At 69.1% G+C, this 18730-nt stretch carries 19 protein-coding genes; 14 read left to right on the forward strand and 5 right to left on the reverse strand.

The genetic code is table 11. From position 1 onward, the window contains the following. The first annotated feature begins 17 nt into the window (after positions 1 to 17). The 3 genes from CCZ27_RS06055 to CCZ27_RS06065 all read left to right on the forward strand — a co-directional run bounded on the left by CCZ27_RS06055 (position 18) and on the right by CCZ27_RS06065 (position 2058). On the forward strand, positions 18 to 794 hold the full coding sequence (locus CCZ27_RS06055; RefSeq protein ID WP_096452249.1) for a hypothetical protein: 777 nt from the start codon (positions 18 to 20) through the stop codon (positions 792 to 794). Between the two features lie 15 nt (positions 795 to 809). Then, complete coding sequence (locus CCZ27_RS06060) at positions 810 to 1358, forward strand: YaeQ family protein (RefSeq protein WP_096446481.1); 549 nt, start codon at positions 810 to 812, stop codon at positions 1356 to 1358. A 94-nt stretch (positions 1359 to 1452) separates the two neighbouring features. Next, entirely contained in the window at positions 1453 to 2058 is a 606-nt protein-coding gene (locus CCZ27_RS06065; protein WP_096446483.1) for an acyl carrier protein phosphodiesterase, read from the forward strand. Positions 2059 to 2071: 13 nt separating this feature from the next. Here CCZ27_RS06065 and CCZ27_RS06070 read toward each other — a convergent pair whose 3' ends face one another. From CCZ27_RS06070 to cspE, 3 genes are all read right to left on the reverse strand, one after another. Continuing rightward, the gene (locus CCZ27_RS06070) at positions 2072 to 3118 is read right to left on the reverse strand and encodes a serine/threonine protein kinase (protein ID WP_096446485.1); all 1047 of its coding nucleotides are present in this window, start codon (positions 3116 to 3118) and stop codon (positions 2072 to 2074) included. Positions 3119 to 3136: 18 nt separating this feature from the next. Next, complete coding sequence (locus tag CCZ27_RS06075; protein WP_096446487.1) at positions 3137 to 5119, reverse strand: DEAD/DEAH box helicase; 1983 nt, start codon at positions 5117 to 5119, stop codon at positions 3137 to 3139. Positions 5120 to 5415: 296 nt separating this feature from the next. After that, the gene (gene cspE / locus CCZ27_RS06080; protein ID WP_096446489.1) at positions 5416 to 5625 is read right to left on the reverse strand and encodes a transcription antiterminator/RNA stability regulator CspE; all 210 of its coding nucleotides are present in this window, start codon (positions 5623 to 5625) and stop codon (positions 5416 to 5418) included. Positions 5626 to 5943: 318 nt separating this feature from the next. Between cspE and ylqF the strand changes: the two genes are divergently transcribed. Continuing rightward, positions 5944 to 6867 (forward strand): ribosome biogenesis GTPase YlqF, encoded by a 924-nt coding sequence (ylqF, locus tag CCZ27_RS06085; RefSeq protein WP_096446491.1) that lies wholly within the window; start codon positions 5944 to 5946, stop codon positions 6865 to 6867. Between the two features lie 60 nt (positions 6868 to 6927). Here ylqF and CCZ27_RS06090 read toward each other — a convergent pair whose 3' ends face one another. Both CCZ27_RS06090 and CCZ27_RS06095 read right to left on the reverse strand, forming a co-directional pair. Next, positions 6928 to 7164 (reverse strand): hypothetical protein, encoded by a 237-nt coding sequence (locus CCZ27_RS06090; RefSeq protein WP_096446493.1) that lies wholly within the window; start codon positions 7162 to 7164, stop codon positions 6928 to 6930. A gap of 7 nt (positions 7165 to 7171) precedes the next feature. Further along, positions 7172 to 7792, reverse strand: a complete 621-nt coding sequence (locus tag CCZ27_RS06095; RefSeq protein ID WP_096446495.1) for a YitT family protein — start codon at positions 7790 to 7792, stop codon at positions 7172 to 7174. Positions 7793 to 7911: 119 nt separating this feature from the next. On the opposite strand from CCZ27_RS06095, the gene CCZ27_RS06100 reads away from it, so the two are divergent. The 10 genes from CCZ27_RS06100 (at position 7912) to infB (ending at position 18730) form a co-directional block, all read left to right on the forward strand. After that, complete coding sequence (locus tag CCZ27_RS06100) at positions 7912 to 8790, forward strand: alpha/beta fold hydrolase (protein ID WP_096452251.1); 879 nt, start codon at positions 7912 to 7914, stop codon at positions 8788 to 8790. 63 nt (positions 8791 to 8853) lie between these two features. Next, positions 8854 to 9693, forward strand: coding sequence for a 3',5'-nucleoside bisphosphate phosphatase (locus CCZ27_RS06105; protein WP_096446497.1), 840 nt, complete (start codon positions 8854 to 8856; stop codon positions 9691 to 9693). A 30-nt stretch (positions 9694 to 9723) separates the two neighbouring features. Then, positions 9724 to 10356, forward strand: coding sequence for an L-threonylcarbamoyladenylate synthase (locus tag CCZ27_RS06110; RefSeq protein ID WP_096446499.1), 633 nt, complete (start codon positions 9724 to 9726; stop codon positions 10354 to 10356). 92 nt (positions 10357 to 10448) lie between these two features. Beyond that, the gene (locus CCZ27_RS06115; RefSeq protein ID WP_096446501.1) at positions 10449 to 11108 is read left to right on the forward strand and encodes a site-2 protease family protein; all 660 of its coding nucleotides are present in this window, start codon (positions 10449 to 10451) and stop codon (positions 11106 to 11108) included. A gap of 57 nt (positions 11109 to 11165) precedes the next feature. Continuing rightward, positions 11166 to 11996 carry a segregation and condensation protein A gene (locus tag CCZ27_RS06120; RefSeq protein WP_096446503.1) on the forward strand — a complete coding sequence of 277 codons (831 nt, stop codon included), beginning with the start codon at positions 11166 to 11168 and terminating at the stop codon, positions 11994 to 11996. After that, entirely contained in the window at positions 11974 to 12576 is a 603-nt protein-coding gene (gene scpB, locus CCZ27_RS06125) for an SMC-Scp complex subunit ScpB (RefSeq protein ID WP_096452253.1), read from the forward strand. Before CCZ27_RS06120 ends, scpB begins: the two co-directional genes overlap by 23 nt. After that, on the forward strand, positions 12518 to 13678 hold the full coding sequence (gene rluB, locus CCZ27_RS06130; protein ID WP_096446505.1) for a 23S rRNA pseudouridine(2605) synthase RluB: 1161 nt from the start codon (positions 12518 to 12520) through the stop codon (positions 13676 to 13678). Before scpB ends, rluB begins: the two co-directional genes overlap by 59 nt. 251 nt (positions 13679 to 13929) lie before the next feature. Beyond that, positions 13930 to 14364, forward strand: coding sequence for a ribosome maturation factor RimP (gene rimP / locus CCZ27_RS06135; protein ID WP_096452255.1), 435 nt, complete (start codon positions 13930 to 13932; stop codon positions 14362 to 14364). 27 nt (positions 14365 to 14391) lie between these two features. After that, the gene (nusA, locus tag CCZ27_RS06140) at positions 14392 to 15867 is read left to right on the forward strand and encodes a transcription termination factor NusA (protein ID WP_096446507.1); all 1476 of its coding nucleotides are present in this window, start codon (positions 14392 to 14394) and stop codon (positions 15865 to 15867) included. Between the two features lie 13 nt (positions 15868 to 15880). Further along, positions 15881 to 18730, forward strand: coding sequence for a translation initiation factor IF-2 (gene infB / locus CCZ27_RS06145; protein WP_096446509.1), 2850 nt, complete (start codon positions 15881 to 15883; stop codon positions 18728 to 18730).

Consider the following 18730-nt stretch of genomic DNA (forward strand, 5'->3'; position numbering starts at 1 on the left):
AGTCCGGGCGCCGCCTCATGTCCTCTTCCGCCGAAACCGTTTTCCCCGCCGATCCCCTTGCCGCGTGGGTCGATGCAGGGACCCAGCGCCAGGCCGCCCGCATGGCCCAGGATGCCTTTGCACGCGTCTTCCGCCTCACGGTGGGCGACTCGGAGGCGGTACGCCACGCCGGCGTCGCCGAACTGCACGGCGCGTTGCGCAACTGGGCGCAGGCGGCCGGAAGCGATGAGGCCCGCGCACTGCGCTTGGCGCTGCTGATGAGCGGCATGGACCAGTGGGGGCTGGCGTGGTCGCAGGCTTTCGGCCTGGTGGCCATCCCGGGGCTGACCGAACTGATCGGCGCGCTGCGCACCGGGCTCGGCGCCGGGGACGAGGCGCGCTTCCTGCGCCAGTTCGAGGCGCTCGGCGAGGCCGAGCAGAACGCGATCGATTTCAAGGTCGAGCTGCGCCGCGGCATCCATCTGGCGCTGTGGCACTCGTCGATCGCCGCCGAGGAGCGCGACGAGGCGCTGCGGCTGGCGGGGCAATTGGGCGGCCAGTTGCTTGCGCTGGTGCGCATGATGCCGCTTGCCGGCTGGCGCCTGGTGGCCGATGCCCTGGCCTCGATCCAGATCCGCTGCCTGGCCGACGGACTGGCGAGCGAGGGCGTGGCGCAGGAGGCGACGCAGGCGCTCTTCGGCGCGCTGTCGCGCGAGTTGCCGGCGACGCAGCGCGACGCGGTGATGGCGCATGCGGGCCGCGCGGTGATCGCCTGGCAGCAGGCCGGCCGCGCCTCGTCGGCCACGGTGCATTGAACGGAAGCCGGACCGATGGCACTGAAAGCCACCATCTACAAGGCCGAGCTGCAGATCGCCGACATGGATCGCGGCCACTACGGCGACTACAATCTGACGATCGCGCGCCATCCGTCGGAAACCGACGAGCGCATGATGGTGCGCCTGCTCGCCTTCGCGCTGTTCGCCGATCCCGCGCTGGCCTTTGGCAAGGGCCTGTGCGTCGATGACGAGCCCGACCTGTGGCAGCGCGACCTGACCGGCGCCATCGAGCGCTGGATCGACGTCGGCCAGCCCGACGAGAAATGGATACGCAAAGCCTGCGGCCGCGCCGGCGAGGTGGTGGTGGTCAGCTACGGCCGCGCGGCCGACATCTGGTGGAACGGCGTGCGCGACCGGCTCGGCCGCCAGGACAAGCTCTCCGTCCTCAACCTGCCGCCCGAGGCGGCGCCGCAACTGGCGCAACTCACCGAGCGCGGCATGCGCCTGCAGTTCACGATCCAGGACGGCCACGTCTGGGTCACGAACGGCCGCGACACGGTGCAGGTCGAACCTCAGCCGCTGATGGCGCGCCCAGTACGCTGAGCGTCGCGGGCCGAAGTGAAACGCATCCGCGCCTGCTGCGTTTGCTGCCCTCGAGTGGCGTCGGTACGTTTTAGACGACCCACCGCATGCTGAAATGAATTTCCTCGCCCATGCCTACCTGGCTGGCCCGCTCGCCGCCGACCGCATCGGCGGCGTGATCGGCGACTTCGTCAAGGGCCGGCTGGAGCCGCTGCCGCCGGGGCTGGACGCCGAACTGGCGGCGGGTGTCATGCTGCATCGCCGCATCGACAGCTTTGCCGAGACGCATCCGGCCTTTCGCCGCAGCCGCGCCCGTGTGAGCACGGAGCGGCGGCGGCTGGGCGGGATCATGGTCGATCTGTTCTACGACCATTTCCTCGCGCGGCGCTGGAGCCGCTTCAGCCCCGAGCCGCTGGCCGAATTCACTGCCCAGACCTACCGCCTGATCGGGTTGTATCGCGGGCCGCTGCCGGAATCCTTCCGCCCGGTGTTCGAGCGCATGGCCGCGCACGACTGGCTGGCGAGCTATCGCGATGCGGACAACGTCGCCCGCGCGCTCGACCGCATGGCCGAACACCGCCTGCGCCGGCCCAATCCGCTGGCGGGGGCGGGCGAGGAGCTGCTGCGCGGCTACGCGGGCTTCGAGGCGGATTTCCTCGAATTCCTGCCCGACGCGCGAGCCTACGCCGAGTCGGTGCGCTCGGCGCGCGCGGGCGCCTGAAACGCTTTGCGGATCAGGCGGGCCACAGCGGCGGCTCGTCCATCAGCGCGATCTGTTCGCGCAGCTCGAGCACGCGGTCCTGCCAGTAGCGCTGGGTGTTGAACCATGGGAAGGCAGCCGGAAACGCCGGGTCGTTCCAGCGCCGGGCGAGCCATGCGGAATAGTGGAGCAGGCGCAAGGTGCGCAGGGCCTCCACCAGGTGCAGCTCGCGCGGTGAAAACTCCATGAAGTCCTCGTAGCCGGCGAGCACGTCGGCGAGCTGGCGCGACATCTCGTGGCGCTCGCCGGACAGCAGCATCCACAGGTCCTGCACGGCCGGCCCCATGCGCGCGTCGTCGAAGTCCACGAACTGCGGCCCGGCGAAGCCGCCGCGATCCTCCGCCTGCCACATCACGTTGCCCAGGTGGCAGTCGCCGTGCAGGCGCAGGTGGCGGACCGGGCCGGCACGCTCGTAGGCGCGGCGGACGCCGTCCAGCGCCTGGTCTGCACTGCTGCGCCACGCCGGCAGCACGTCGGGCGGGATGAAATCGTGCGCCAGCAGCCAGTCGCGCGAGTCTTCGCCGAAGCCGGCGATGTCCAGCGTCGGCCGCGCAGCGAAGGGCCGCGTGGCGCCGACGGCATGGATGCGGGCGATGTAGCGCCCCAGCCGCTCCAGCGTGGCCGGATCGGACAGCTCCGGTGCGCGGCCGGCCAGCCGCGGAAACAGCGCAAAGCGCAGTCCGCCGTGGTGGTGCAGCGTGTCGCCGCCGATGACGAGCGGGGCGGCCACGGGGACTTCGCGTTCGGCCAGCTCGGCGGTGAAGGCGTGCTCTTCGAGTATCGCGGCGTCGCGCCAGCGTCCGGGGCGGTAGAACTTCACCACCGACATCGGGCCATCTTCCATGCCCACCTGGTAGACGCGGTTCTCGTAGCTGTTGAGCGCCAGTTGGCGGCCATCCGGGCGCAGCCCGACGCTCTCGATCGCGTCGAGCACGAAATCGGGCGTCAGCACGGCGAAGGGCGCCGGCGCCGCGGCCGGCTCGGCGGCGGCCGGCGGCGAGGACGTGCGGCGGCGGGTCATCGCGTGGCGGGAACGGTCTTATTCACCCCGGTGGCGCCTGGGCTTGTGCGTCGAGAACGGCGCCTTGCCGCCGCGGTCTTCATGCGTGCCGGGATAGGGCTTGCGCTCGTCGCGGCGCGGGGCTCCGGGTTTGCCGTAGCCGCCGGGCCTGGCGTGGCCGGCGCCACGCTCGACCCAGCCCGTCCTGCCCGCTTCGCCGTAGGAACGCGGACTGCGGCCTTCGTCGCCGTAGCCGCGGCGCGGCTCGTCGTCGCGCGACGGGCGGCGGCGCTCCGGCATGGCGGTGGCCTCGGCATCGGTCAGCGGGCGGATGTTGAGCGGCATCTGCCGCACCCGGGTGCGCCTGAGCGTGTCGAGCAGGTCGGCGGGCAGGTTGGCAGGCAGTTCGACGGTGCTGAAGTCGTTGAACAGGTGGATCTGGCCGATGTACTTGCCCTCGATGCCGCCCTCGTTGGCGATGGCGCCGACGATCTCCTTCGGGCTTGCGCCCTGGTTGCGGCCGACCTCGATGCGGTAACGCACCAGCGCGCCGTCGGCGAAGGCCCGGCGGCGCTGCAGTATCTCGTCGCGGTTCGGGCGCTGCGGGCGCTCGCGGGCGATGCCGGTGGTGAAGGCTTCGTCGCGCGGCGGACGGCCGCCGTTGTGCGTCGGCGTGGTGGCGAGTTCCCAGCCGCGGCCGCTCTCCTCGATCTGCAGCGGGCGGTCGCGCTGCGCGAGATAGGCCAGCGCGGCGGCGACCTCGTGGATGTCGATCTCGTTTTCCTCGACGAGGCCATTGACCACATCCATGAAGAAGCCGAGGTCCTGGCCGCCCACCGTGTCCACCACCAGGCGCTTGAATTGCGCCACGCGCAGGTTGGAGACTTCCTCGCTGCTGGGTAGCGCGATCGGCGTGATCGGCTGGCGGGTGGCGCGCTCGATCATCTTCAGCATGCGCGTCTCGCGCGGCGCGACGAACAGGATCGCAGCGCCTTCGCGGCCGGCACGGCCGGTGCGGCCGATACGGTGCACGTAGGCTTCGGTGTCGTAGGGGATGTCGTAGTTGATGACGTGGGAGACGCGCGGCACGTCGATGCCGCGCGCGGCGACGTCGGTGGCGATGACGATGTCGAGGCTGCCGTTCTTCAATTGCTCGATCACGCGTTCGCGCAGGCCCTGCGTCATGTCGCCGTTCAGCGCCGCGGCCGCGTAGCCGCGCGCGGCCAGCTTGTCGGCGAGTTCCTCCGTGGCGATCTTGGTGCGGACGAAGACGATGGCGGCGTCGAAGCTTTCCTCCGCGTCCAGGATGCGCGTCAGCGCGTCGAGCTTGTCCACCCCGCGCACCAGCCAGTAGCGCTGGCTGATCTTGGCCACGGTGGCGGTGGCGGCGCGGATCTTGACCTCCCTGGGTTCGCGCAGGTGGCGGTGGGCGACGTCGCGGATCGCGTTCGGCATGGTCGCCGAGAACAGCGCGGTCTGGCGCGTGGCGGGCGTGTGCTCGAGGATCCATTCGACGTCGTCGATGAAGCCCATGCGCAGCATTTCGTCGGCCTCGTCGAGCACGATGGACTTCAGCGCGTCGAGCTTCAGGCTGCCGCGCTCGAGATGGTCCATGATGCGGCCCGGCGTGCCGACCACGACCTGGGCGCCGCGCGAGAGCTGGCGCAACTGCACCACCATGCTCTGCCCGCCGTAGATCGGCAGCACGTGGAAGCCCTTCAGGTGGTGCGCATACTTGGCGAAGGCTTCCGACACCTGGATCGCCAGTTCGCGCGTCGGCGTCAGCACCAGCACCTGCGGACGGGCGTCGGACAGGTCGAGCCGCGCCAGCATCGGCAGGGCGAAGGCCGCGGTCTTGCCGGTGCCGGTCTGGGCTTCTCCCAGAAGATCGCGGCCGGCGAGCAGTTCCGGGATACAGGCAGCCTGGATGGGCGAGGGCGTCTCGTAGCCGACTTCGGTGAGCGCGGTGAGGATGGGCTCGGGCAGGCCGAGGTCGGCGAAACGGATGGTGGATTCGGTCATGGCGGTCAGGTCGCGCGGACGGCAGACATCAAAATGCAATTATCGGCGATCCGGGGGTGCAAATGGGAAAAGCGCGGGATGCCGCACGAATTCGGCGGTATTGCGGTGCAAGGCGTGCGCGAAGGGGCGGCACGGGGCCGAAAGGCGCACGATGGGTTCGCGGAGCCGGGCGGCATCGCGAAAGCAGGCTGGAGAACGGGCCGCAACCCCGAATGGGCCGCAAAGCGGAAGACGGGCTACAGAAAAGCAAAAACGCGGCACGAGGCCGCGTTTCGATCGATCGGCTCAGGCGCCGATTACAGCGGGCGGATGTTCGCCGCCTGCAGGCCCTTCGGGCCGGTCTTGACTTCGAATTCGACGCGCTGGTTTTCGGCCAGGCTCTTGAAACCCTTGCTCTGGATCTCGGAGAAGTGGGCGAACAGGTCTTCGCCGCCGTTTTCCGGGGTGATGAAGCCGAAGCCCTTGGCGTCGTTGAACCACTTGACGGTACCGGTTTGAGTGCTCATATGCGTTCCATTTTCAAAAAAGATTGGGCATGCGCCCGAAAAGTGCAGGAACGATCAAGAAACGTAATCCAGAGGAATCAGACCGGCACGCGTTCTCTTGAAACACGCTGGGTAACCACCAGAACAACCACTGCTTGAATCGACTGCGTGCAGCAAGATACACGGTTTCCGCGGCGTGTGCGAATTTATTTCTTTATTTCTATTGGAAGCGGAGAAAGTCCGTCCGGCGTCGCGCAATGCGGGCCGTTCGCGGGCGGCGGCGCCAAGATGCCTTGCACGGCGTGGGATAATGCGTGCATTCGAGTTCAGGGATCAGTCATGCCCATCCAGTGGTTCCCCGGCCACATGGCGTCGGCGCGCAAGAAGGCGGCCGAGGCCATGGCGGCCATCGACGTCGTCATCGAAGTCACCGATGCGCGCCTGCCCGAAGCCAGCAGCAATCCGATGATCGCCGAACTGCGGCGCTTCCGTAACCGGCCCTGCCTCAAGCTGCTGAACAAGTCGGACCTGGCCGACCCGGACGCGACGCACGCCTGGATGGCGTTCTACAACCGCCAGCCGGGCGTGAAGGCGGTGGCGATCTCGGCCAGGAACGCGGGCGACGTTGCGCGTATCCCGGCCCTGTGCCGGCAACTGGCGCCGCATCGCGACGACGGCATCAAGCCTTTGCGCATGATGATCATGGGTATCCCCAACGTGGGTAAATCGACGCTGATGAACGCCCTGCTCAAACGCAAGGCGGCCAAGGTGGGCGACGAACCGGCCGTCACCAAGCACCAGCAGACGCTGGATCTCGGTCCGGGGCAGACGCTGACCGACACGCCCGGCATGATGTGGCCGAAGATCGAGTTCGACTCAGACGGCTACATGCTCGCCGCCAGCCATGCGATCGGCCGCAACGCGGTGATCGACGAGGAGGTGGCGGTCTTTCTCGGCGACATCCTGCTGGCGCGGTATCCGGCGCTGGTCGCGGCGCGCTACAGGCTCGACGCCGCAGGGCTCGACGGCCCGGCGCTGGTCGAGGCGGTGGGGCGCCGGCGCGGCTGCCTGGTGAAGGGCGGCGGGATCGACCTGGAAAAGGCGGCGCAGGTCCTGCTGCAGGACTACCGCGACGGCGCGCTCGGCCGCATCAGCCTGGAGACGCCGGACACGCGGGCGGCGATGATCGCCGTGGCCTGTGCGGCCCGGGCCGCTGGCGAGCCGGAATCCGACCAGGCGCCGCTCGAAGACGACGAGGAGTGAGGCACTCCGCCGGCGAGTCGTGGCCGCCGTGTGCCGGTCTCGCCGCGGCGGCGGTCGCTTTCAGAGCGTGCCGTCGTTGCAGGGCTTGATCTCCGTCCACTGCAGCCATTGCCCGCAGGCGTTGCGCGGGCCGCGCAGGGAGCCGTGCCACGGGCCTTCGTTGCACGGGCCGCGGCTGTTGGCCGGATTCAGATGCACCGTCCGGCCGTCCTCGCCGATGCGGCGTTCGCCACCCCAGCGGTTGCAGGTCGGGCAGCGGCGCAGTTCGCCGACGGGCAGGGGCGGGCGGGCGTTCATCGGCTGCTCAGACGCCGAAATAGCGGTCGGGGCGGTGATTGATCATGATCACCAGGTTGAGCGCCAGCGCGCCCAGCACCGACAGCGCCACCTTGCCGGGGGCGACGAAGGCCAGCGCGCCGCCGAGGATGGCGCAGTCGGCGGCCATCTGCACCGTCCCCGCGCGCCAGCCCCGCGTCTTCTGCAGGTAGATCGCCAGCACGCCGATGCCGCCGAGGCTGGCGCCGTGGCGGATCAGGATCAGGATGCCGGTGCCGGCCAGCAGCCCGGCCATGATCGCGGCGAACACCGGGTCGAGCCGGTCGAACGAGACCAGGCGCGGCAGCAGTTCGGTGTACAGCGACAGGGCGCCCACCGCGCAGAAGGTCTTGACCGTGAAGCTCTTGCCCATCGCCCGCAGCCCGAACACGTAGAAGGGCAGGTTGAAGGCGAACAGCAGCACACCGAGCGGCCAGCCCGCCGCGTAATGCAGCAGGAAGGCAAGCCCGGTCGTGCCGCCGGTGAGCAGCGCCGCCTCGCGGAACATCACCACCGCCAGCCCGACGAACAGGCTGCCGATCAGTACGCCCTGCACGTCTTCGATCAGGCTGTGGCGAGCGGGCGTCGGGAGCGGAGCGGATGCGGTCATGGCGGAGCGAGGCAGGGTGGAATGCGGTTGCGGTCCGCCGATGATAGCGGCCCGCACGCGCGGCCGACACCGGGCGCGCGTGCGGCGGCAGGCCGGAGGGCTTTGCTATGATGCCGGCGATGAAAACGTCACGATCCCGTTTTGCCGACGTGCGCGGCGTGCGCTACCACCTGCGCGAGTGGGGCGGGGAAGGTGCGCCCAAGCTGTTCATGCTGCATGGCTGGATGGACGTGTCGGCCTCGTTCCAGTTCGTCGTCGATGCGCTCGCGCACGAATGGCACGTGATCGCGCCCGACTGGCGCGGTTTCGGCCGCAGCGGCTGGTGGGGCGACGGGTACTGGTTTCCCGACTACCTCGCCGACCTCGACGCCATCCTGCGCATGGTCGAACCCGATGCGCCGGTGCGGCTGGTCGGGCACAGCATGGGCGGCAACGTGGCCTGCATGTATGCCGGCGTGCGCCCCTCCCGGGTTGCCAGGGTCGTGGCGCTGGATGCCTTCGGCCTGGTGGACCGTGCGGCCGACGAGGCGCCCGGCCGCTACGAGAAGTGGCTGAACGAACTCGCCGGACCGGCCACGTTTCGCGACTATGCCGATTTCGATGCGCTCGCGCAGCGGCTGCAGCGGGATAATCCGCGCCTGCCGGCCGAACGCGCGCGCTGGCTGGCGGGGCATCTGGGCGAGCGGGTCGGGTGCGAGGGCGGCACCGTGGTGCGCCTGGCGGGCGATCCCGCGCACCGGCGGGTGAATCCGGTGCTCTATCGCCGGGCCGAGGCCGAAGCCTGCTGGCGCCGGGCGACCGCACCGGTGATGTGGGTGGAGCCCGCCGATCCGGCTCTGCGCCGGCACCTGGGCGTGGGCGACGAAGCGCACGACGCGGCCCGCGACTGCTTTCGCGCGCTCAGCGTCGTGACGCTGGAGGGCGCCGGCCACAATCTGCACCACGAGCAGCCGGAGGCGCTGGCGCGAATCATCGAGCCCTTCCTGCTGTCACAATAACGGACCGGACGCCCGGCCGACCCCGGCTGCAAGGGCGCGTACCGGCCTCGCCATGCAAAGACCATGAGTCCCACGAACGTCGATCTCCATTGTCATTCCACCGTGTCCGACGGCTGGCTGGAGCCGCAGGCGCTGGTGCGCCGTGCCGCATCCAACGGCGTCGAGCTGCTGGCGCTGACCGACCACGACGAGGTGAGCGGCATCGATGCCGCGGCCGAGGCTGCTGCGGGGCTGGGCGTGCGGCTGGTGGCGGGCGTGGAGGTCTCGGTCTCGTTCGCCGGCGAGACGGTGCATATCGTCGGGCTGGGCATCGACCACCGCTGCCCGACGCTGGTCGAGGGGCTTGCCGCCCTGCGCGCCGGCCGCGATGGGCGCGCGAGGCGCATGGGCGACGAACTGGCGCGCTGCGGCATCGCCGGCGCCTACGAGGGCGCCCGGCGCTTCGCCCGCAATCCGGCGCTCGTCAGCCGCGCGCATTTCGCCCGCCATCTGGTGGCGAGCGGCGTGATGCCGGACGTCAAGACCGTGTTCGACCACTATCTCGCGCGCGGCAAGCCCGGCTTCGTCGACCACCGGTGGGCGCCCCTGGCGGAAGCGGTGGGCTGGATCAGGGCTGCCGGCGGCATCGCGGTGGTCGCTCATCCGGCGCGCTACCGCCTGTCGTCGGCCGACATGGCGCGGCTGTTCGACGAGTTCGCCGCCGCCGGCGGCGAGGGCGTGGAGGTGGTATCCGGCGCGCACAGCGACGACGAGATGCGCCGCTTCGCCACCGTCGCCCGCCAGCGCGGCCTGCTCGCCTCGCGCGCCTCCGATTTCCACGGCGAGCACGAAAGCCCGGTCGACGTCGGCCGCTGCAACCCGCTGCCGCCCGACCTCGCGCCGGTGTGGACGCGCCTCATCTGAAAACGACAACACGACGCCGCTACGAAAAAAATGGCCCAGTTCTTTTCCGTGCATCCCGAGCAACCCCAGCCGAGACTGATCCGGCAGGCCGCCGAAATCCTGCGCAACGGCGGGCTGATGGCCTTCCCGACGGATTCGGCGTATGCGCTGGGCTGTCTCGCGGGCGACGCCAGCCTGCTCGAGCGCATCCGCCGCATCCGCGGCGTGGACGAGCGCCACCACTTCACCCTGATGTGCCGCGACCTGTCCGAGATCGCCACCTACGCCCGCGTGGACAACAGCCAGTATCGCCTGCTGAAGGCGGTCACGCCCGGCCCCTACACCTTCATCCTGGAGGGGACGAAGGAACTGCCGCGCCGCGTGCTGCATCCCCGGCGCAAGACCATCGGGCTGCGCATCCCGGAACACGCGGTGGTCAGCGCCCTGCTGGCCGAACTTGACGGCCCGCTGCTGACTTCGACGCTGCTGCTGCCGGGCGAGGATCTGCCGCTGTCGGACCCGGAGGATATACGCGACCGCCTGGGCAAGCAGATCGATCTGGTGATCGATGCCGGCTATTGCGGGCCGGAGGCCACCACCGTCATCGACCTCACTTCGGGTGTCCCGGAACTCGTGCGCGCGGGGCGCGGCGACTTGTCGCCCTTCGGCCTGGAAGCCGCGTAGGGCGCCCGCAGGCCGGCGGCATGCGCCGCGGGGCGGGGCGGGGCGGGGCGGAGGGGCTCTGCTAGAATGCGCATTTCCCTGCCCGTCGTCACATGGATTCCCTGATCTCCACGCTCGCCATCTGGGCGCTGCCCGTCGTGCTCGCGATCACGCTGCACGAGGCGGCGCACGGCTACGTGGCGCGCCATTTCGGCGATCCCACGGCGGACCTGGCCGGCCGCATCACCCTCAATCCGCTGCGCCACATCGACCCGGTCGGCACGGTGCTGGTGCCGGCGCTGATCCTCGCCGCGAGTTCGTTGTTCAGCGGCGGCGGCATCCTGTTCGGCTGGGCGAAGCCGGTGCCGGTCAATTTCGGCCGCCTGCACAATCCCAAGGCGGACATGCTGTGGGTGGCGGCGGCCGGTCCCTTCGCCAACCTGCTGATGGCGCTGGGCTGGGGCATCCTGTTCAAGATCGCGACCAGCACCTCGGCGGGCGAGTACACCGTCCCGATGATGAAGATGGCCGATGCCGGCATGCAGATCAACATCGTGCTGATGGTGCTGAACCTGTTTCCGCTGCCGCCGCTCGACGGCGGACGCATCGCGGTCAGCCTGCTGCCCAATCGCCTCGCATGGCAGTTCGCGCGCATCGAACCGTACGGCTTCCCCATCCTGCTCGTGCTGCTGTTCACCGGTGTGCTGGGGATGATCCTGTGGCCGCTGATGGCGATCTTCCGCTACCTGCTCGCGCTGGCGCTCGGCTTCTGAAGCGGTGAGGGAGACGATGCCCCGGTCCGATGAACGGCGCTCTGCCGCCGTGCGCGCATGAACCTCCCGCTGGAACTGGTGCCGCTCGAATCCGCGGCCGGGCTCGACACGGTGGCGCGGCTGTATGGCGAGCCCCTGCTCGAACTGCCGAAAGACCTGTATATTCCGCCCGACGCGCTGCAGGTCTTCCTCGAAGCCTTCGAGGGGCCGCTGGATCTGCTGCTGTACCTGATCCGCAAGGCCAACCTCAACGTGCTCGACATTCCGATGGCGCCGCTGACGGCGCAGTATCTGGAATACGTCGAGGCGATGCGGGCGTCGAACCTGGAACTGGCGGCCGAGTACCTGCTGATGGCGGCGGTGCTGCTCGAGATCAAGTCCCGCATGCTGCTGCCGCGCCCGCCGCGCGACGGCGCCGAGGAAGAGGACCCTCGCGCCGAACTGGTGCGCCGCCTGATCGAGTACGAACAGATGAAGCTCGCCGCCGCGCGGCTCGAGCAGTTGCCGCGGGCCGAGCGCGACTTCGAGTGGGTGGGCGTGTTCGTCGCCGAAAAGGTGGTGGAGCGCCAGCCCGAGGTGAGCCTGCACGACCTGCAACTGGCCTGGCTGCGCATCATGAAGAAGGCGCGGCTGACGCAGCACCACCGTGTCGGCCGCGAACAACTGTCGGTACGCGAGCACATGACGTCCATCCTGCGCAGGCTGCAGGACGGCGCCTATGTCGTGTTCGACACGCTGTTCGACGTCGGTCTCGGCGCGCCCGGGCTGGTGGTGAGCTTTCTCGCCGTGCTCGAGCTGGTCAAGGAAAAGCTGGTCGAAGTGACCCAGAACGAGGCTTTTGCGCCCATCTACGTGAAACTGGCCGATGGAACCCGCGACGACGCCTGAAGCCTGGCTGCGCATCATCGAGGCCGCCCTGCTGGCGACGCCGGCGCCGCTGGCGGTGTCGGACCTGCGCCGGCTGTTCGACGAAGACCCGGGGCCGGAGACGGTGCGCCGGCTGCTGGACGAACTGCGCGCCGAATGGGCCGCTGCGGGCCGCGGCGTGGAACTGGTGCAACTGGCGAGCGGCTGGCGCTTCCAGACGCGGCCGCAATATCAGGTCTACCTGGACCGGCTCAAGGAAGAGAAACCGCCGCGCTACTCGCGCGCGGTGATGGAAACGCTGGCGATCATCGCCTACCGCCAGCCGGTGACGCGCGGCGACATCGAGGACATCCGCGGCGTCGCGGTGTCGCCCAACGTCCTGAAGACACTGGAATCGCGCGGCTGGATCGATGTCGTCGGCCACCGCGACACGCCCGGCCGGCCCGCGCTGTTCGCGACCACGCGGCGCTTTCTCGACGACATGGGGCTGCGCAGCCTGACCGAACTGCCTGCGCTGACCGAAATAGAAAGGATCATGGATCTTGTCGACACCTCGCAAATCGAACCGGCCGCTGCGGCCGCCCCTGAAGAAGAAGCCTGAGGCGATCGAGATCCTCGACCGCAGCGACGGGCCGCGGCGCGGGGGGGGCGCCGGCGACCGCGGACAGCGCGACGAGGATGCGCAGCCGCGCGGCCGCGACGCCCACCTGAACGCCGACCCGAGGGGGCCGCGCGCGCCGCGCGGCGCACGAAAGGGCGGCGAGCCGCGCGAGGACGGGAATGCCGAGTCGCGGCCCGATGCGCACCAGTCCGCGCTCGGCCGCCCGGAGCGCGGCGAGCGTCCCGCGCGCGGCGCGGGCAGGCGGGGGCAGGGCGGCGGACGCAACGCCCCGACCGTGCTGGCCGAACCCGAGCGCCTGCAGAAGGTGCTCGCCCAGGCGGGCGTGGCGTCGCGGCGCGAGATCGAGGAACTGGTGATCGCCGGCCGCATCTCGGTGAACGGGCTGCCGGCCTCGCTGGGGCAGAAGATCGGCCCGGGCGACCGCGTCAAGCTCAACGGCAAGCTGATCCCGCTGCGCTTCGCCCAGCGCACGCCGCGCGTGCTGATCTATCACAAGCCCGAGGGCGAGATCGTGTCGCGCGACGATCCCGAAGGCCGCCCGACCGTGTTCGAGCGCCTGCCCGTGCTGCGCAAGGGGCGCTGGCTGGCGGTGGGGCGGCTGGACTTCACGACCTCGGGCCTGCTGCTGTTCACCAACGACGGCGAACTCGCCAACCGGCTGATGCACCCCCGCTACGAACTGGAGCGCGAATACGCGGTGCGCGTGCTCGGCGAACTGACCGAGGAGCAGGCCCGTTCGCTCACCGAGGGCATCCAGCTCGAGGACGGCGTGGCGCGTTTCAACGGCCTGCGCGACGAAGGCGGGGAAGGCGCGAACCACTGGTATCGTGTCACCATCTCGGAAGGGCGCAACCGCGAGGTGCGGCGCATGTTCGAGTCGGTCGGCCTCACCGTGAGCCGCCTGATGCGCGTCCGCTACGGCCCGGTCGAACTGCCCGCGCGGCTCAAGCGCGGGATGTGGATGGAGATGCCCGAGGCCGACGCCTGCAGGCTGGCCGGCGTCCCGGTGCCCCAGCGCCGGCCGGACGAGCGCGACAAGCGTCCTCCCAAGCTGCACCACACCATGCCCCGGGCGCGCTGAAAACGCCGCGCCTGCCTCGCCCATCCGCCGCCGGGCGGCCTGTGCCACCCGAGTTTGCCCGGCTTTCGGTTTTGAAGCTATAATCAGTCGGCTTTGATGGATGGTTTTTCTGAATGTGGCTTATCGGACGCATTTGGCGGGCGATCTGTCATCCAGTTGTGGCCAGCGGAATTCGGTGACCGGCGGAATTCGGCGTGGTCGGCAGGAATGGGCGTTTCGCCCATTTTTTATTTGTGGCGCGGGTGGTGGTGATGCGGGCAGGAATCGAGAAACTGATCGAACAGGTCGTGACCGGGCTGGGCTTCGAACTCGTGGATGTCGAGTTCTCCCCCAAGGGGCGGTTGCTGCGCGTCTTCATCGACGTCGAGCGCGGCATCACCGTCGATGACTGCGCCACCGTCAGCAACCAGTTGCAGCGCGTGTTCGAGGTGGAAAACGTCGATTACGACCGGCTCGAGGTGTCCTCGCCGGGGCTGGACCGCCCGCTCAAGAAGCTTGCCGACTTCGAGCGCTTCGCCGGCAGCGAGATCCAGTTGCGCGTGTCGCTGCCCATCAACAACCAGCGTAATTTCGTCGGTGTGCTCGAGGGGGTGCGCGATGGCGCCGTGGTACTCGCCACCGACAAGGGCGAGATGCTGTTCCCGTTCGACGACATCGAAAAGGCACGCCTTGTACCCAAATTCTGAGACTGTGGAAGTGGAGGTTTTACTGAAATGAGCCGCGAAATTCTGCTGCTTGTCGATGCGCTGGCACGGGAAAAGAACGTCGCCAAGGACATCGTGTTTGCCGCGCTCGAGTCCGCGCTGGCCTCCGCGACCAAGAAGCGCATCCACGACGATGCCGACGTGGTGGTGTCGATCGACCGCGAGACGGGCGATCACCAGTCGTTCCGGCGCTGGGTGGTGATGCCCGACGAGGAGGTCACCAACGACGAGGCCGAGATGGGCATCATCGATGCGCGCGAGATCGATCCCGACATCCAGCTCGGCCAGTACATCGAGGAACAGCTCGAGCCGATCGACTTCGGCCGCATCGGCGCGCAGGCCGCCAAGCAGGTCATCCTGCAGAAGATCCGCGACGCCGAGCGCGAACAGGTGCTGAACGACTTCCTCGACCGCAAGGAATTCCTCGTCTCCGGCTCCATCAAGCGCATGGAGCGCGGCAGCGCGATCATCGAGGTGGGCCGCATGGAGGCGGTGCTGCCGCGCGACCAGCAGATCCCGCGCGAGAACCTGCGCGTCGGCGATCGCGTGAAAGCCTATCTGCTCAAGATCGACCGCGGCGCCCGCGGCCCGCAATTGATCCTGTCGCGCACCGCGCCCGAGTTCCTGGTGAAGCTGTTCGAACTCGAGGTGCCCGAGATCGAGGACGGCCTGCTCGAGATCAAGGCTTGCGCCCGCGACCCCGGGCTGCGCGCCAAGATCGCGGTGAAGTCGAACGATCCGCGCATCGACCCGATCGGCACCTGCGTGGGCCTGCGCGGCTCGCGCGTCACCGCGGTGCGCAACGAGATCGGCGGCGAGCAGATCGACATCATCGTGTGGGCGCCGGACCCGGCCCAGTTCGTGGTCGCCGCGCTGCAGCCGGCCGAGGTGGTGTCCATCGTCGTCGACGAGGAAGCGCACGCGATGGACGTGGTGGTCGACGAGAACAACCTCGCCATCGCGATCGGCCGCAACGGCCAGAACGTGAAGCTCGCCTCCGAACTCACGGCCTGGACGATCAACCTGATGAGCGAGCAGGAATCGGCCGAGAAGACCGCCCAGGAGCAGCAGGGCCTGCGCGCCCTGTTCATGGAAAAGCTGGACGTCGACGAGGAAGTCGCCGACATCCTGATCGAGGAAGGCTTCTCCTCGCTCGAAGAGATCGCCTACGTGCCGCTGGCCGAGATGCTCGAGATCGAAGCCTTCGACGAGGACACGGTCAACGAGCTGCGCAACCGTGCGCGCAACGTGCTGCTGACCGAGGCGATCGTCACCGAAGAGCAGTTGGAGAACGTCTCCGACGACCTGCTCAACCTTGACGGCATGGATAAATCCCTTGCCGCCGGACTGGCCCGGAAGGGCATTCGTACCCGTGACGACCTCGCCGACCTCGCCGTCGACGAACTGGTCGAAATGGCCGGGATCGACGAAGAGCGAGCCAAGGCGCTGATTTCCGTCGCGCGCGCCCATTGGTTCGAGGAATGATGGGAGGGCAGCAATGGAACAAATGAGCGTGACCCAGTTTGCCGGCGAACTGAGAATGCCGGCCGCGGCGCTGCTCGAGCAGTTGAAGCGTGCGGGCGTCGACAAGGCAGGCCCCGCGGACCTGCTCACCGAACAGGACAAGGCACGGCTGCTGGAGTATCTGCGCCGTTCGCATGGCGATACCGAGCCCAAGGGCAAGATCACCCTGACGCGCAAGCAGACGACCGAGATCCGCTCGACCGATTCCACCGGGCGGGCGCGTACGGTGCAGGTCGAAGTGCGCAAGAAGCGCACCTTCGTCAAGCGCGACGAACTCGTGGCGGAAGCCGCCGCTGCCGCCGGCGAGGGTGCGGCGCCGGCGGAGCAGCCGGCCGCGGCCGAACTGCCGCCGCTCGAGCCGGTGGTGCCCGTCGAGGCGGTGGCAGAACCGGTCGCCGCAGCGCCGGTGGAGCCCGTGATCGAGCAGCCCCAGGTGGTCGAGGCCGTCGAGGCGCCCGCGCCGGCTGCCGAACCCGAGCCTGCGCCGGAGATCGAGGCAGAGGTGGAGGCGGAGCCCGAGGCGCCTGCCGAGGAGCCTGCCGTTGCCGAAGGCGATGACAAGCCGGCCGCGAAGACGACCACGACGCTGGTGCGTCCGAAGCCGGTATCGATCAACGAACTGCTGAGCGACGAGGAACGCGCCGTCCGCGAACGCGAGGCGATGCGCGCGCGCGCGCTGGCCGAGCGCCAGGCGGCCGACCTGCGCGCCCGCCAGGAGCGCGAGGCCGCGGCGCGCGCCGCCGCCGAAGCGCGCAAGGCCGAGGAAGAGGCCCGTCTGCGCGCCGAGCAGCAGAAGAAGGATGAAGTCGCCAAGCCGGCGCCGGCCAAGGGGCCGTCGGGCACGCTGCACCGTCCGGCCAAGTCCGACGACAAGTCTGCCAAGGACGGCAGGCGTGGCCCCGCCGCGCCTGCGCGCGAGACCGACGGCGCGAAGCGCCGGGGCGGCCTGAAGACGCGCGGCGAGGTGGGCGCGGCCGCGGGCAGCGGCTGGCGCGGCGGCGGCAAGGGCGGCGGCCGTCATGGCCGGTCGCAGGACGAGCGCCAGGCGTTCCAGGCGCCCACCGAGCCGATCGTCCGCGAGGTCCATGTGCCCGAGACCATCACCGTGGCCGATCTGGCGCACAAGATGGCGGTGAAGGCCACCGAGGTCATCAAGGCCCTGATGAAGATGGGGTCCATGGTCACCATCAACCAGGTGCTGGACCAGGAAACGGCGATGATCGTGGTCGAGGAAATGGGCCACAAGGCTTTCGCCGCGAAGCTGGACGAGCCGGATGCCTTCCTCGAGGAAGTGGAGCACAGGGACGTCGAGGTGCTGCCGCGTGCGCCGGTGGTGACCGTCATGGGCCACGTCGACCACGGCAAGACCTCGCTGCTCGACTACATCCGCCGCGCCAAGGTGGCGGCGGGCGAGGCCGGCGGCATCACGCAGCACATCGGCGCCTATCACGTCGAGACCGCGCGCGGCATGCTGACCTTCCTCGACACCCCGGGCCACGAGGCGTTCACCGCCATGCGTGCGCGCGGCGCGAAGGCGACCGACATCGTCATCCTGGTGGTGGCGGCCGATGACGGCGTGATGCCGCAGACGCGCGAAGCGATCCACCACGCGAAGGCGGCCGGCGTGCCGCTGGTGGTGGCGATCAACAAGATCGACAAGCCGGAAGCCAATCCCGAGCGCGTGACGCAGGAACTGATCGCCGAGTCGGTGATCCCCGAAGCCTACGGCGGCGACGTGATGTTCGTGCCGGTGTCGGCGAAGAAGGGCACCGGCATCGACGAACTGCTCGAGGGGGTGCTGCTGCAGGCCGAGGTGCTGGAACTGAAGGCGCCGGTCGATACGCCGGCGAAGGGCCTCATCATCGAGGCGCGCCTCGACAAGGGCCGCGGCCCGGTGGCCTCCCTGCTGGTGCAGTCCGGCACCCTGCGCAAGGGCGACGTGCTGCTGGCCGGCGGCACCTTCGGCCGCATCCGCGCGATGCTGGACGAAAACGGCAAGCAGGTCGACGAAGCAGGCCCGTCGATCCCGGTCGAGGTCCTCGGCCTGTCGGACGTGCCGGCGGCGGGCGACGAAGCCATCGCGCTGGTCGACGAGAAGAAGGCGCGCGAGATCGCGCTGTTCCGCCAGGGCAAGTTCCGCGACGTCAAGCTCGCCAAGCAGCAGGCCGCCAAGCTCGAGAACATGCTGGAGCAGATGGCCGAGGGCGAGGTCAAGAGCCTGCCGCTCATCATCAAGGCCGACGTGCAGGGTTCGCAGGAAGCGCTGGTGCAGTCGCTGCAGAAGCTCTCCACCGACGAGGTCCGCGTCAACGTCATCCACGCCGGCGTCGGCGCGGTGTCGGAATCCGACGTCAACCTGGCACAGGCATCGGGTGCGGTCATCATCGGCTTCAACACCCGTGCCGATGCGGGCGCACGCAAGCTGGCCGAGAGCTTCGGCGTCGACATCCGCTACTACAACATCATCTACGACGCCGTGGACGAGGTGAAGGCGGCGCTGTCGGGCATGCTGGCGCCGGAGAAGCGCGAGGAGGTCATCGGCCTGGTCGAGATCCGCCAGGTGTTCACGATCTCCAAGGTCGGCTCGGTGGCGGGCTGCTACGTGCTCGAAGGCACGGTCAAGCGCGGCGCCTCGGCGCGCCTGCTGCGCAACCACGTGGTGGTGTGGAGCGGCGAACTCGATTCGCTCAAGCGCTTCAAGGATGACGTGAAGGAAGTGAAGGCCGGCTACGAATGCGGCCTGCAGCTCAAGAACTACAACGACATCCAGGAAGGCGACCAGCTCGAGATCTTCGAGATCAAGGAAGTGGCGAGGACGCTGTAA

Origin of the sequence: Thauera sp. K11, from assembly GCF_002354895.1 — a bacterium.
GTDB classification, from domain to species: domain Bacteria; phylum Pseudomonadota; class Gammaproteobacteria; order Burkholderiales; family Rhodocyclaceae; genus Thauera; species Thauera sinica.